This window comes from Aeromicrobium sp. CTD01-1L150, assembly GCF_041951745.1.
In the GTDB taxonomy this organism is placed as follows: domain Bacteria; phylum Actinomycetota; class Actinomycetes; order Propionibacteriales; family Nocardioidaceae; genus Aeromicrobium.
In genome coordinates this window covers 2852341-2865369 of record NZ_CP169555.1, presented here as the reverse complement: position 1 = coordinate 2865369, position 13029 = coordinate 2852341, and the positions used below count along the sequence as shown (strand labels likewise).

Annotated in this window: 12 protein-coding genes; 11 read left to right on the top strand and 1 reads right to left on the bottom strand. The window is 67.9% G+C overall.

What is annotated here, in order from left to right; all coding sequences use genetic code 11:
- Nucleotides 1-217: 217 nt before the first annotated feature.
- The 5 genes from ACEVFP_RS14130 (at nt 218) to ACEVFP_RS14110 (ending at nt 5011) form a co-directional block, all read left to right on the top strand.
- Nucleotides 218-1936: a hypothetical protein gene (locus tag ACEVFP_RS14130; RefSeq protein ID WP_375000095.1), complete on the top strand. Its 1719-nt coding sequence runs from the start codon at nt 218-220 to the stop codon at nt 1934-1936.
- Between the two features lie 68 nt (nt 1937-2004).
- A complete protein-coding gene (locus ACEVFP_RS14125) occupies nt 2005-2529 on the top strand; it encodes a hypothetical protein (RefSeq protein ID WP_375000094.1) in 525 nt (174 codons plus the stop codon).
- 8 nt (nt 2530-2537) lie between these two features.
- Nucleotides 2538-2729: a hypothetical protein gene (locus ACEVFP_RS14120; protein ID WP_375000093.1), complete on the top strand. Its 192-nt coding sequence runs from the start codon at nt 2538-2540 to the stop codon at nt 2727-2729.
- Nucleotides 2730-2830: 101 nt separating this feature from the next.
- Nucleotides 2831-3949 (top strand): ATP-binding protein, encoded by a 1119-nt coding sequence (locus ACEVFP_RS14115; protein WP_375000092.1) that lies wholly within the window; start codon nt 2831-2833, stop codon nt 3947-3949.
- 36 nt (nt 3950-3985) lie between these two features.
- A complete protein-coding gene (locus tag ACEVFP_RS14110) occupies nt 3986-5011 on the top strand; it encodes a hypothetical protein (protein ID WP_375000091.1) in 1026 nt (341 codons plus the stop codon).
- Between the two features lie 195 nt (nt 5012-5206).
- On the opposite strand, the gene ACEVFP_RS14105 is transcribed toward ACEVFP_RS14110, so the two are convergent.
- Nucleotides 5207-6559 carry a VWA-like domain-containing protein gene (locus ACEVFP_RS14105; RefSeq protein WP_375000090.1) on the bottom strand — a complete coding sequence of 451 codons (1353 nt, stop codon included), beginning with the start codon at nt 6557-6559 and terminating at the stop codon, nt 5207-5209.
- An 81-nt stretch (nt 6560-6640) separates the two neighbouring features.
- On the opposite strand from ACEVFP_RS14105, the gene ACEVFP_RS14100 reads away from it, so the two are divergent.
- The 6 genes from ACEVFP_RS14100 (at nt 6641) to ACEVFP_RS14075 (ending at nt 13029) form a co-directional block, all read left to right on the top strand.
- Entirely contained in the window at nt 6641-7777 is a 1137-nt protein-coding gene (locus ACEVFP_RS14100) for a hypothetical protein (protein WP_375000089.1), read from the top strand.
- A gap of 34 nt (nt 7778-7811) precedes the next feature.
- Complete coding sequence (locus tag ACEVFP_RS14095) at nt 7812-9110, top strand: AAA family ATPase (RefSeq protein ID WP_375000088.1); 1299 nt, start codon at nt 7812-7814, stop codon at nt 9108-9110.
- Between the two features lie 234 nt (nt 9111-9344).
- On the top strand, nt 9345-10826 hold the full coding sequence (locus ACEVFP_RS14090; protein ID WP_375000087.1) for a RecB family exonuclease: 1482 nt from the start codon (nt 9345-9347) through the stop codon (nt 10824-10826).
- A gap of 32 nt (nt 10827-10858) precedes the next feature.
- Entirely contained in the window at nt 10859-11326 is a 468-nt protein-coding gene (locus ACEVFP_RS14085) for a hypothetical protein (protein ID WP_375000086.1), read from the top strand.
- Nucleotides 11327-11406: 80 nt separating this feature from the next.
- Complete coding sequence (locus ACEVFP_RS14080; RefSeq protein WP_375000085.1) at nt 11407-11994, top strand: hypothetical protein; 588 nt, start codon at nt 11407-11409, stop codon at nt 11992-11994.
- A 6-nt stretch (nt 11995-12000) separates the two neighbouring features.
- Nucleotides 12001-13029 carry a hypothetical protein gene (locus ACEVFP_RS14075; protein ID WP_375000084.1) on the top strand — a complete coding sequence of 343 codons (1029 nt, stop codon included), beginning with the start codon at nt 12001-12003 and terminating at the stop codon, nt 13027-13029.

Sequence of the window (13029 nt, the reverse complement as noted above, 5' to 3'; positions counted from 1 at the left end):
GAGACCATCCTCTCCATTGTGTTCTCGATGCCGCGACGGCTGGGACACGACGCGCACACCTCAACTGCATGGAGCTATTCGGGCACTTCGATTATCCGACCCTGCCGGTGTCCCGCTAAGCCAGCGTGTACGGATACCCCCGCACGCCACCTTCGGCCATCACGTGTTCCGGGCAGTGTCTGGCGCATGTTTCCCCGTAGAGGGAAGGAGCACTGCCGTGCCCACTGGAATCGAGCGGATTCAGGTCAACCTGCCCACCGGGTTCGACCCGAACCGCCACCACGCGAACCTGCTGGCCAAGGTCATCAAGAGCAAGGGCGAAGGCTGGGAGATCGACTCCATCGACCTGGAAGGCCAGGTCGCGACACTGTCCCGGCACGTCGCGGTCACCGAGGTCACCAAGGCAGAACGCCCCGATGTTCTCGACGTCGGCCTGTCGCGCGGAACGAAGCCCTCAGACGGCGACAAGCAAGCCGCGAAGCTAGCGGACCAGAATCCCGGCTACGAGATGACGTCGTTCGAGCCGTTCCTCGGCCGCGCCACCCTCACCCGGCTCAGCGAGGCCGAGATCCGCTGCCGCGGCGCGGCGGCGGTCGCGCTCGGCGTCAAGCCGTGGGAGGTCCAGGTCCGATCCCGTGCCGACGGGGGATTCGACCTCGAGCTTCCGCGCTCGTACATGCCCAGCAAGCACGACGACAAGCTCACCGAGGTCGCGACCGGAGTCGTGGGACGCCACGGCTGGTACGTCGACATCAACGTCGCCGAGCTGACCGCCCACATCATCCCCGCCGAACCCCCGACCTTCCCCGCGGCCATCGACACCCCGGCGGACCGCATCGAGGCCGCTGGCCCCGACATCTTCCCCGTCGGCCGGGCGCTCGCCGCTGCCGGCGGCGACGTCGGACGGGAGATCTGCGTCAACTGGGCCGACAGCTCTTTCCTGCTCGTCGGAGGCGTCCCCAAGGGCGGCAAGTCTGTCGTCCTCACTGCAGCGATGCGCCACACCCTCAACAACCGCGGCGAGCTCGTCCTCATCGACGAAGAGGACAAGGCCAGCGACTACGAAGTGTTCAAGCCCTACGTCCGTCCCGGGGGCTGGGGCGTCGCCGACCCCCAGACCCGAGTCGCTGCGATCGGACTGGTCAACGACGAGATCCGCCGCCGAGCAAAGACCCTCCGCGACCTCGGCCTCAACAACTGGCTCGAGATGCCAGCCGGCGACCGGTTCAACCCGATCCTGGTCGTCGTCGACGAGCTCAGCCTCATCGTCCCGAAGGACCCGCCGCTGAAGTCACTGCCCAAGGACCACCCGCTTCGGCTCGAGGTTGACGAAGCGAACATCGCGAAGGACCTGCTCCTCAAGGGCATCAACGACGTCGTCTCCAAGGCCCGCTTCGTGAACGTGCGCCTGGCACTGGCCAGCCAGATGCTCAACGAGAAGACCGGCGCCGGACCGACGCTGCGCGGCAAGTTCGGCAACTTCATGCTCATGGGGGCCAGCCAGCCCGAGTCCTCCCGCTCACAGGTCTTCGCCAACCCCAAGGAGGTTCCGTACGTTCCCGCCCACGTGGCAGCCGACGCCGACGCCTCCCGCGGCGTGGGCACGGCGTCGCTGTGGGGCGAGGGTCCGGTCGTGTTCAAGGCCTACTACACGCCACTGCGCGAGATGGCTGATGTGGTCGAGGACATGCTCCTGCCGACGACGACCCAGCCGGAGCCGACCGCTGCGCAGATCGACCGGTTCATGCCGTCGCTCGACGAGGACGACGACCGGCCGCGACCGCGAGATGGTGAACGCGCACCGTCAGGCCGGCCGGCCCGAGAGGTCTACCGGGCGCTGGGTGACACCTGGGACGAGAACCCAGACGGCAGCGTCGTCACCGGGTTCGAGCGCGCCAACCGAGCCCGTCATGAGGTCGCGAAGGACACTGCGTAAGCCTGCTGGCCGCGAAGGTCGAGAGGGAAACTGTCGACTGACATCGCTCTCGCGGCATAGGAGAAGCCATGACCGTACTCACCGCTCCGTGGCCCTCCGACAGCCTCCCGCAGCGCGAGGATGAAACCGCATGGCCATTCGCCCTCGTCGCCGGCGACGACCCCGACAGCGCCACGATCCTGTTGTCGGACTCCGTCACCGAGCTCGTCGCGCAGGTGATCCCCGGTTACCCCGACGACCACGACAGCGCCCTGGTGGCGCGCTACCAGACCGCAGTCGCGACCGCGAACGACCTGCAGCGAGCCTTCGTCTCCGAGTCCGTCCGCAGCGACAAGCTCGACCTGACCGACCTGGACGAGGACACCCTCAACCTGCTGCTCGGTAACCGCGCCATCCCCGTCGACGCCGAGACCCACCTGCGCTGGGACGGTGAACCGCCGCTCGTGCTGATCGCCACCGACTATGCACCGTTCACCGCGCGCACCCCGATCGCCGGCAACGTGCTGTGGCTGGACCCCAGCGACGAAGCAACCTTCATGCGGACCCTGGCGAACGTCGGTGTCCTGGAGTTCTTCGTCCACGAGAATGCCTGAGGTTCACCATGGCTCTCGCCTCCCGAACCAGCCAGACGCCAGCCGGCGGCTACCCGCCTGCGTTGGCCGCCGACCCGGAAACCGTCAGGGCGGCACAGCTCACGGTGATCGAGCACGCTCACGACACCGCCGACGCGCGACGTCTGCTGCAGGTACTCGGCATCGACGCGTCGACCAACGAACCGGCAGCGACCAGCTGACGGTTCCACCAACGCTGCGTGGGCGCAATCGAGCCTGAGCGAACCTCGTCGGCTGCCGCCTACCTAGAGGGGGAGAGCACACAGCCGTTCAGGAGGAACCGATGGCCACCTCGACCCCGCAGATGCGCGTCCTCGCCGCATGCATCGAGTCCCGCGTCCCCGCCCTGCTCTGGGGACCCCCGGGCATCGGAAAGACCGCGACCATCGAGGCGCACGCCGCACATTGGGGCATGTACTGCGAGACGATCGTCGGCTCCTACCGAGAGCCCGGCGACTTCCTCGGCATGCCGCACATCGTCGATGGCGTCGTGGAGTATCCGCCCCTGTCCTGGCTGACCAAGGTCAACGGCGCCGAGCGCGCCCTGCTGTTCCTCGACGAGTTCAGCACCTCGCCCCCAAGCGTGCAGAAGGCGATGCTGCGCATCCTGCAGGAGCGGCACGTCGGCGAGCACCGCCTCAACGACAGCGTGTCGGTGATCGCAGCCGCGAACCCTCCCGACGTCGCCGTGGACGGCTGGGCTCTGGATCCACCGACAGCGAACCGCTTCCTCCACTTGACCTGGGAGTCATCGTCCGATGAGTGGCTGGAAGGTCTGGCGTCGAACTTCTCCGCCATGCCAGTGCACCCCCTGCGTGACCTGACCTCACCAGGCACCGCCGCCGAGCAGGCCGCAGCGGCCCAGAAGGTCACCGGGTTCCTAGCCCACCGTCCCGACATGCGCGAACCAGGCGTCCCCAAGGGTGACGACGCCGCCTACGGCTGGGCGTCTCGTCGGTCGTGGCACAACCTCGCCCGCGTGATGGGTCGACTCGACCGAACCGACGACGTCGCGATCCGCCTGACCGCGATCGGACTTCTCGGCGAAGGAACCGCTAACGAGTTCATGGCGTGGCTGCACACCGCCGACCTCGCCGACCCCGAGGCGGTGCTGGCCGACCCGACGATCGTGGACTGGTCACACGAGCGCCCCGACAAGTTGTTCGCACTGGTGAGCGCCGTCAGCGGCTTGGCGGTGCTGCGAGGCGACGAGAAGTCGTGGACCGCTGGGATCGAAGCCCTCATCGCGTGTGCCGAGGCATCCAAGGCCGACGTTGCCATGGCGGGGATGCGCTCTCTCATGGCAGCGATGCCCGACGGCGCCACGGTGCCTCGCAGCGCACGGCAGGCGTTCTCCGACCTGTTCCAGCACACCGGAGCATGGTCGTCTGCCGCGGCGTGAAAGCGGTGTCCTGACGGCCCCGCGTACCTAGCGGGTATGAGCAGCAGCGCACCACAACCCCGTCAGCCCAAGGGTGTCCCGTCCGGCGGACAGTGGGACACCTACGACCACGCCTCCGACGACGTCCACCTGCTCGCCGATGCGACCCTTTCGGGACGGGCCGAGGCGCTGCGAGCCGGTGGCTACGTGCCGCCGGTTTTCATGCCGGCGGCCGACGATCCTCGCTCAACTGATCGGATCGCCCAGTATTGGGACCAGCACTTCATCGGTGCCGAGCACAACGCGCCCCGTGAGTTCCCGCAGATGCCCGACGACTACGGCTCCGCCAGCAGCGGCCGAGCTCTCAGTGGCCGTCGGCGAGTGAACCGCCAGCTGTACCAGGGTGCTGGAGTGGCCGTGCGGATGCCGTCGGCGACCAAGACCAAGGAGTACGCCAACGAGGTCCAGGGGACTTTCCTGCTGCCTGTCTCAGTCACTGATGACGAAACCGGCCGCAGCCACTCAGGGTGGGCGGCCGTAACCAAGACCGGTCCGGCATCGTGGTCGGTCTCGGCACCCTTCATGGACCCGGCGACGAACGCGAAGATCTCCGAGAGCGTCGCGACCGTCCTCGAGGCACGCCGGCCACGGGCAGCTCTGCGCAGCGTCGGCTCGCTGCTAGACCGCCACCGCGCACGGCTGGCCTCCAACGGCGCCGAGCTCAACCAGGTCACCTCCACCTGGGTGTCAGCGGTCGGCTACGACCAGTCGCAGTCGGCCATGGTCATGAAGACCTCTCGCGGCGACGTCTACGGCTACCAGGTCGACCGGAACACCTACGAGTCGGTGCGTGGAGCCGCTTCACCGGGTCGCGTGGTGAACAAGCTGCTCAAGGGCAGCGGCAAGGGCGTGCAGGTCGGTGACTGCGGCAGCTGCGGACGGGTGTACGTCGAAACGAACGGTCACCGGTGCCCCGTCGACGCGTTCGAAGCGCCCAAGCGGACGCATCGGCGCGGCAACAAGGCGGCCACCCGCCGCGCCACCAGGCTCGCTGAGCGGGTCTTTCAGCGACGCGACGGGTGATGCCAGGATCAGTTTCGCCAGGTGCCGGCGACGGCGACGGCGACGGCGACGGCGACCATCCGATCCCAGGCGACTCGCTCAGGTCCGGCTGCGTCGGATCGACGGGGCGCCAGGCCAGGCCGGTGAGGTCGCGGAGCCTTGCGCGCCTGGGATCTGCCTCGCCTTTGGGCGTTGGCGGCCACGCTAGGACCAGGGTCAGACAGATTCGGGTTCGACGTGAACGGCCGTGATGAACGAGGGCACCCGGGCAGCGATCTGCTCGAACGCCCCGGGGGTGGTGACGATCGCGGCGACCACCGGCACCGGGCCACGCGCGTCGGGCCAATCCGTGAGCCCATCGGTGGCCACCACCACGACGGACGGCTGATCCCTGCGGCGCTTCCACGCGGCCTCGATTCCGACCACCATGTTCGTGCCGCCTCGCCCGGTGACCTCGGCGATCGACTCAGCGCCGGTGTACGCCCTCGACGCATGCACCTGAGCGTCAACGTCGGTGACCGTCAGGTCGCGTCCACGGATTCCGAGGTTCTTGGGGATCGCCTCGACCTCACGCACCACTGCCGTCAAGTCGGCCGTGGACATCGAGCCCGATGTGTCGCGGATCAACTCGACGGCAGGAACCGGCTCGCACATGCTCGGCATCACGAACTGCCCGACCTCCCGCCCGGCCGCATTGAGGGTGGGCGTCGCGCGGCGGCGGCGGTGCGGACGACGGCTGTCGGTGTCGAAGTAGCCCATCCGCGAGCGCAGACCTCGCTGGATCATGGTGCGCAGCACACGCTGCCACGGCGTCTTGGACGGCGCGAACGCCTGCTCCACCAGCGCGGACATCCCCGCCGGGACGGTGCCGTGGCCCTTGGCGACGTACTCGCGCACGTCAGCGGCCACCGCGACGCTGATGGTCGCCTTCTCCGCGTCCGAGGCAGCCGGCGCGTCGCCGCCTAGATCGTCGCCGGCACCCATCTCACCTGGTGCGGGTTCGCCGCCGGAGCCTGACCCGCAGCCTTTGAACGGCGCCGCCTGACCGGAGCCCTCACCGGCAGTCGAAGGACCGCCTGCCTCGCCCGGAGCCGGGTCAGGCGGCGGGGGAATCTTGGAGAGCAGGTGGTGGAAGTAGAAGTGCGGCGTCTGGTTCGCCGGGGCACCGATGTTGTCCGGCGTGGGATCGACGCCCGTGGAGAACGATGTGCACCCGGCCTCGATCAGGTCGTCGTTGATCGCGCAGTCAGCCGCGACGTTGAAGATCTGCCGTTGGGAGTCGGTGACCGAACACTCCCTTGCCGCCTCGGGGTGCTGCTGCAGCACGTGCGAGGCCTCGTGCAGCAGCGATTCGGCGCAGTAGGTGAGTCCTCGATCGCGGACCGCTGCGAAGTCGATGTATAGCCTCAGGCCCTCATCGACGCCGAACGTCCCCAGACCGGGGGCGCTGACCGGTCGCAACGCGAACAGGATGCTCGCCATGTAGGGCATCCGCTCCAGGGCGATGGACCGCCACGCCTGCAGGTCATTGGCCTCCTCGCGGCTCAGCGGCCGAACCGTGATGCTCATACCTCCTAGGTAGGCGGCACACCGTCGAGGTTGCTCAATGCAGCTGAGCAAGGCTGTGCTGGCGCCGCTTACCTAGGAGGTATGAGCAACGATGAGACGACAGCGGCGGCGAGGTCCCAGGCCGCGGCTGCGCTCGCCGCCTACGACGAGCAGCAGCGCGACCAGGCTGCCCGTCAGGGGCGGCCAATCGGGCGCATGTCGAATCGCTTCCACGGGCCCATCAAGCACGCCCGCGAACAGCCCAACGGCCGCCGGTCCAGCGTCACCGTCTCCGAACCCGCGGCAGTGGTGTGGCTGGAAGGTCGCCGGCTGCTCATCGACACAGGCGATGGTGGCCGAGCACTACGTGGCGACGACCCGATGCTCGTCGAGCACGACCCCTACTGCCCCAACCGCATCGTCTTCGCCAACCGGGCGTCGTTCGCCCGGACCATGACCCGACTCGACGGGCAGCCGCGGGCACGCTTCGCCTTCGTGCAGTCCCTGGGGTTGTCGACGATGTACCCGATCCTCACCGACCTGCTCACCCACCTGTGGTGGCTGCCGCAAGGACGCGACGAGACGAAGCTGAACCAGTGGGCTCAAGCCTTCAACGTCCAAGCCGATCGCCCGACCACGATCCGGCGACTGTTCGGCGAGTTCGCCTACGACGAGACCCCCACCTTCTCGATGGTCTCAGCCCTCGCGCGCGCTGAGGCGTGGGGCATGGCCGCCGGCCAGTGGCGCTCCCTGTCGGCAAGTTGCGCCGCCTTCAAGAACGCCGAACAGTACACCGACCTCGTCGAGGCGATCACCGCGCTCGACCGGCAACTCGCCGAACGCAACGTCATCGCGCGGTCCACCAACATCATCGACATCGGGTCCGCACGTGCCCGAGACGACGACGGGAGGTTGACGCTCCGCCGCGCCAGCGTGGAGGAAGGCATCTTCTCGCACAAGCTTCGCTCCCGGCTCCTGCTCAACCCGCTCGACCCGAACAGCGGGGCGCACTGCCGGAGCAGTCTGGAGAAGGTCGACGTCGCCGCCGACGAGTCCATTCACCTACTTCTTGGCGAGAATCGGCGGCTGAGGGAGGGGCGCTATCTGGTGGCCAAGGAGCCCTTCACCGGCGGCATGAACCGCTCAACCGCTCGCTGGTCGGATCGGACCCAGCCGGGCCGGGTTCGGCGTGACGTGCCGCTGGACGTCGCTCTCGCCGGCGCCCCATCGGGCGAATGAGCGAACCTCGCCCGATGCCGCCTACTCAGAATGCATGATCGACCTCACCGACCTCGGCCTCGAACCAGTCGACAGCGCCGCGACCATCAAGCCCGCCGAAACCGTCAAGGCTGGGACCGGGCTGGAACCGGGATCCGTGCTCGCCCGAGCCCTGTACGAGACCTGGATCGGCACGCCGGTGACCATCGTCGACTCACCTCCAGGGTCGGGCAAGACCACGCTGCTGGCCGACGTCACCGCGACCCTGCTCGATCGCACGACACTGGCGGTCGTCGTGGCCACCCCGACGCGCAACGGTGCGATCGAGGTGGCCAGGCGGATCGCTGCCACGATCGACGAGCGCACCGGCGACTCCCCCGGCCGTCCCCGAGTCGTCCTGGGTCTACAGGGGATCGAGCCGCCGACCGGCGTGCTCAAGCCGATTCAGGCCTCCGAGGTCACCCGCACGGTCACCGTCAACACGGTGGCCTCCTTCGCCCAGCGCCAGCGCGGCGAGGACCCCAACGCCGAGCCGGCCTTCGACGTGATGATCTTCGACGAGTCTTACCAGTCGACCTTCGCTGACGCAGCCGCAGCCGCGGCCAACGCTCAGAGCGTCCTGCTGGTCGGCGACCCCGGCCAGATCGGGCCCGTGGTCCGGTCGGATACCCGCATCTTGGATCAGGCGCGACTGCGACCGCACCGCCGCGCTCCCGAGGTGTTCGCGGACGTCGACGGTGCTGTGGTCCTGCGTATGGATGCCACCTACCGCCTCGGCCAGCACACCACCGACGTGATCGCACCCCTGTACGGGTTTGGCTTCTCCAGTCGACGCCCCGACCGGCATCTCGTCGGCCCCAAGGGCAGGGTGCTGCCAGAGATCCGACCGAAGAAGGTCGCCCCAGCCGCCGTCCCCGCAGACCTGCCGCTGCTGCGAACGGTTGTCGACGAAGTCGCGCGGCTACTCGCCACTTCCGTCATCACTCCAGACGAACGGCACGACCTCACCGAAGATGACGTCGCCGTGGTGGTCTCTCACAACGATCAGGAGACCACCCTCAAGGCGCTGCTCGCCGAGGCCGACCACGACGGTGTCACAGTCGGGACAGCCGACTCGCTGCAAGGCGGCCAGTGGCATGCGGTGATCGCTCTGGACCCCATGCTCGGGCACCCTAAGGCCGGGTCGCACCAACTCTCACCCGGCCGCCTGTGCGTGATGGCTTCACGACACATGAGCCACCTCATCTGGATTCACGACGACCAGTGGGAGGAATCGCTGCTTGAGGCGGCCGAACACGACGGCAACGAGTCCCGGCTCGGCGTCGCCGTCCGCAGGGGGCTGTGCGATGTCTGAGCCCGACGGCGGACTCACCGCGCGGCAGGCTGCCGCCAGCGTTGGAGATCAGGTGCGGATTCGCCGATCCAGCTGGTGTAGGCGTGCTCACCTACACCAGCTGGGGACTGCACCTGCGCTACGCCGACGGGACCACCACCTGGCGTTCGCCCGCCTCGGTCGAACACCTTCCCGGCTGGGTCGATCCGTCCCCGAAATCGCCGACTGGTCGCCAGCAGCGGGCATAGAGGCATTGTGAGCATCCTCGTCGGAGACAACCTGGACAGCCTGTTGCAGGCATTCGCCTGGGACGGCGACCGACTCGCGGTCGCCGACTCGCAGGCCCTCGACGCGCAGCGCCGCGACTATCTGTCGCCATCAACCGCCGAGGCGATGCAGGGCTGCGCGGCTCGGTGGATCTTCGAGAAGCACGTCCGCGCCGAACCCGATCTCTTCGGTCCCGCTGAGCTCGGTACCGCCGCTCACTCGGTGCTGGAGCACCTGTGGAACCTGCCCGCCGACGCCCGCACGAGGCTACGGGCCATGGGTCTGCTGCGTTCCCTGGCCGACCAGCACTTCGACGACTCCAACGACGAGAACCTCAAGACCGAGTGGATCGCCGAAGTCCGCGCCGCCTACCTGGGCTACTTCGAGCTCGAGAACCCCCACGAGGTCAAGATCGTCGCCACCGAGCAGACCGTCACCGACGTCGAGGTCGCCGGAGTCCCGTTCTTCGGCAAGATCGACCGGATCATCGCCACCGACGGCGGCATCGGCATCGACGACACCAAGACCGGCAAGGTCCCCAAGAACATCGGCCGCTACGGCGACAAGCACGGCGACCAGCTCCGTCTCTACAGCGAGGCACTGCGCGTGCGCGACGGCGTCCAGCCCGAGCGAGCCGGCTTGCTCTACACCCGCCACGCCGTCCACAAGAACGTCGCCCTGTCCAAGCCACGGATGCGCGAGACGCTCTCTGACTTCGCCGACAGTTGGGACACCTTCGCCACCTGCTTCCGCGACGCCGCGTTCGAGACCAAGGCCAGCCCACTGTGCGGTTGGTGCCCCCTGGTGAACCTGTGTCCAGCCGCCCAGGAGGCCGGATTCAGGCAGTCCGACCGGGCCGTGCCAGCCATCGACGCCCGCGACCACACCATCGCCCATACCGACGCTCCCGCTCCCCGTGAGCAAGCGTCCCCCGATGCCGCCTACTCAGAAGGTGGCAGGCACGCCACCGACCAAACCCCCGAGAAGGACACGATCATGGAGACCAAGACCCGCTTCATCGGCACCAAGCCTTGGGACGAGTTCGCCCGCGGTCAGATCAACCCCAACAGCTACGCCGTCGCCGGCGTCATCGGCACCACCGAACTCGCCTACGAGACACTCGCATCGGCCGACCAGACCATCAACCGGTCCAGCGTGCGGGCTCTGACGCAGACGTTCGCCAAGGTCATCGAGTCCGGCCAGGAAGTCCTCGTGGGAACCCTGGCGTGGAACGACAACTCCAACACGCGGGCACGCGGGGCGCTGCGCTCGGTCCTGCAGGTCAACCCGTTCCCATTCGGCTCCAGCAGCGACGAGCTGGACGCCTGGTTCGCGCTGGCCGTCCGCCAGACCCGATCCATCATCCAAGTCGCTATGGAACTGCACGAACAGACTGCCGCCGCTGATGACGATGACGTCGAGGGCCTGCCCGAGCAGCCCTGGGCTCACTTCGCCGCCAGCGACAACTGACCACCAGCCAGACCACCCCGGAAAGGACCACCATGAGCACCGAGACCCGCGCGACCATCGTCGCCGCCGCCGTCACCGTCGTCGGAGCACCCACCGACGGCGCCACCTACAAGTGGCGCAAGTCCGTCGAGGGCGTCGCCACCGACATCGCCGCGATGAGCGCGGCCGGAGACCCCATCGGACGAGCCGTTCAGCAGCTCCTGGACTCCAAGACCCTTGTCGGCATCGTCTCCGATATCACCAAGGAGAAGTCATCCACCCGGGGCAAGGTCGAACTCGACACCGGGTACTCGACCAAGTACAGCCCCGACGGGATCGACACCTTCCGCACCGACCGGACCGACACCGACGCCGGCCTAGCCATGGCCAAGCGCATCCGAAGCCTCAAGGGCCACCGGGTGCGGGTCTGGATCGAGAACGAAGGCCGCGACGAGGCCGCCGGTGAGAAGGGCTTCCGAGTCGTGCGAAGGGTCGAGGACCTCGGCGAAGTCGAGGACTGACCCGCCGCCCATTCAACGGTCCTCCGATGTGGCGCATGTTCCTGAGTAGGACCAGCGCAGCTACAGACGAGGACGACCAGATGAGCACGGACACCACCTGGACGCCGGAGGATCTCATCTCCGAGACGACCGACGGCATCGACCACGGCGAACTCCCAGACCACACCTCCCCGGACGCCGAGACCTTCGAGACTCCGGAGCTCGACACCGAGGAGGTACCAGCGGCAGGCAGCGGCAAGACGTCCCGCGGTACACGCACGCTGAGCCGAGCCGCCGTACGCCGTGTTTCCGCCAAGACCATCGACGTCGACCAGGCCCCATCCGACGTCACTCGCACCGCGGCTTACCTGCTCGGCGTCGATGACGACCCAGTCAGCATCACCACCGCCCTGATGTCCGCCGGACGATCCGCCCAGACCCCCGTCAACGACCTCCGCGCGATCGCCGACGCCGACCCCATGGAAGCCGGCGTCATCGCCGCCACCATGGACCGGCCGCGACTAAAGGCAGTCTGGGGCCTGCTCGGCGTCCTCGGAATCGCCAGCAGCAGCACTCTCAACGAGTCCGACACCAAGGCAGCTCTACGCGTCGTCCGTGGCGTGTCCGAGGTCGGCGAACAGCAGCACACACTCATCGACGCGACCCTCGCGCTGCTGCGGAAGAACTGAGCGTCGATGCGAGGGCTCAAGCGACAACAGCAGTGGTGGGGCCAGGTCGAAGAGACCCCACGAGCCGGTCTGCCCGACGCCGACAAACTCGCCCGCCGATCGAAGATCCTGCGCTACACCGTGATCGCGATCATCGCCCTGATGGTGCCCCTGCTGTTCATCAACTTGGTGCTCATCGCGAACTCAGACGCCGAACCGGCCCCGCCGCAGGAGACGTACGCCCAATACGAAGACACCCGGGCCGTCGCCGTCACCGCCGTGCAGGCCTGGCTGGCACGCGAGCCCTCCCCACTTCCAGGGGGAAGGTTCGTCTCCTGGGACGGCGCCACCAGCAAGACCGTCACCGAAGAATCAGGCACCGGTGAGTCCACCAGCTATGAACAGCAGCAGCATCAGATCACGCTGTCCTCGGGGACCACGACCTACCGAGTCGGCGTACTCGTCGGCAAGTCCGACGACGCCGGAGCGATCGCCCTGTCCGAACCGTCCCTGATCGCCGACGCCCCCGCCTCTGACTCCTTCCCAGACCTCGGCCCCTGGCCGGACCTGGAGGACATCAACGCCGGCCAGAGCGTCGAAGCAGCCATCCAGGCGTGGTCCAACGCCTATGCCGCCGATGATCCCGACGCCCTCCGCCTCGCAGTCGGCGACCCCAACGGCGATCACGCCTACCCACCGCTGACTGGAGCCCGGGTCAGCAACATCAACGTGGTCACCGCGGCCGCGAGGTGGGGAGACGACCAAGACCGCGAGGAAGAAAACCTCCCCGAACGGATGATCGTCAACGTCGAGCTCACCCTGAGTTGGCCCGAACAGCAGGCCGAGACCGGCGACCGCGAGGAGGTCTCCGGCGAAGAGACCAAGGTCGCCTACGACCTGCTCGTTCACCACGCGAACACCGCGAGCCCCACCGTGGTGGCGTGGGGAGCGACCGGCCAGGGCCCCGACCTCAAGGCGTACCAGAACGCCGTCAGCGGCCGAACCCTCGACGCCCCCGACTCCGACAGCGTCGACGAGCTCGAAGGCGGTCAGTGA

Coding starts and splice junctions, on each gene's coding strand:
- ACEVFP_RS14095 (WP_375000088.1), top strand. CDS start 7,812: ATGATCGACCTCACCGACCTCGGCCTCGAACCAGTCGACAGCGCCGCG.
- ACEVFP_RS14075 (WP_375000084.1), top strand. CDS start 12,001: ATGCGAGGGCTCAAGCGACAACAGCAGTGGTGGGGCCAGGTCGAAGAG.
- ACEVFP_RS14120 (WP_375000093.1), top strand. CDS start 2,538: ATGGCTCTCGCCTCCCGAACCAGCCAGACGCCAGCCGGCGGCTACCCG.
- ACEVFP_RS14080 (WP_375000085.1), top strand. CDS start 11,407: ATGAGCACGGACACCACCTGGACGCCGGAGGATCTCATCTCCGAGACG.
- ACEVFP_RS14105 (WP_375000090.1), bottom strand. CDS start 6,559: ATGAGCATCACGGTTCGGCCGCTGAGCCGCGAGGAGGCCAATGACCTG.
- ACEVFP_RS14085 (WP_375000086.1), top strand. CDS start 10,859: ATGAGCACCGAGACCCGCGCGACCATCGTCGCCGCCGCCGTCACCGTC.
- ACEVFP_RS14110 (WP_375000091.1), top strand. CDS start 3,986: ATGAGCAGCAGCGCACCACAACCCCGTCAGCCCAAGGGTGTCCCGTCC.
- ACEVFP_RS14115 (WP_375000092.1), top strand. CDS start 2,831: ATGGCCACCTCGACCCCGCAGATGCGCGTCCTCGCCGCATGCATCGAG.
- ACEVFP_RS14125 (WP_375000094.1), top strand. CDS start 2,005: ATGACCGTACTCACCGCTCCGTGGCCCTCCGACAGCCTCCCGCAGCGC.
- ACEVFP_RS14100 (WP_375000089.1), top strand. CDS start 6,641: ATGAGCAACGATGAGACGACAGCGGCGGCGAGGTCCCAGGCCGCGGCT.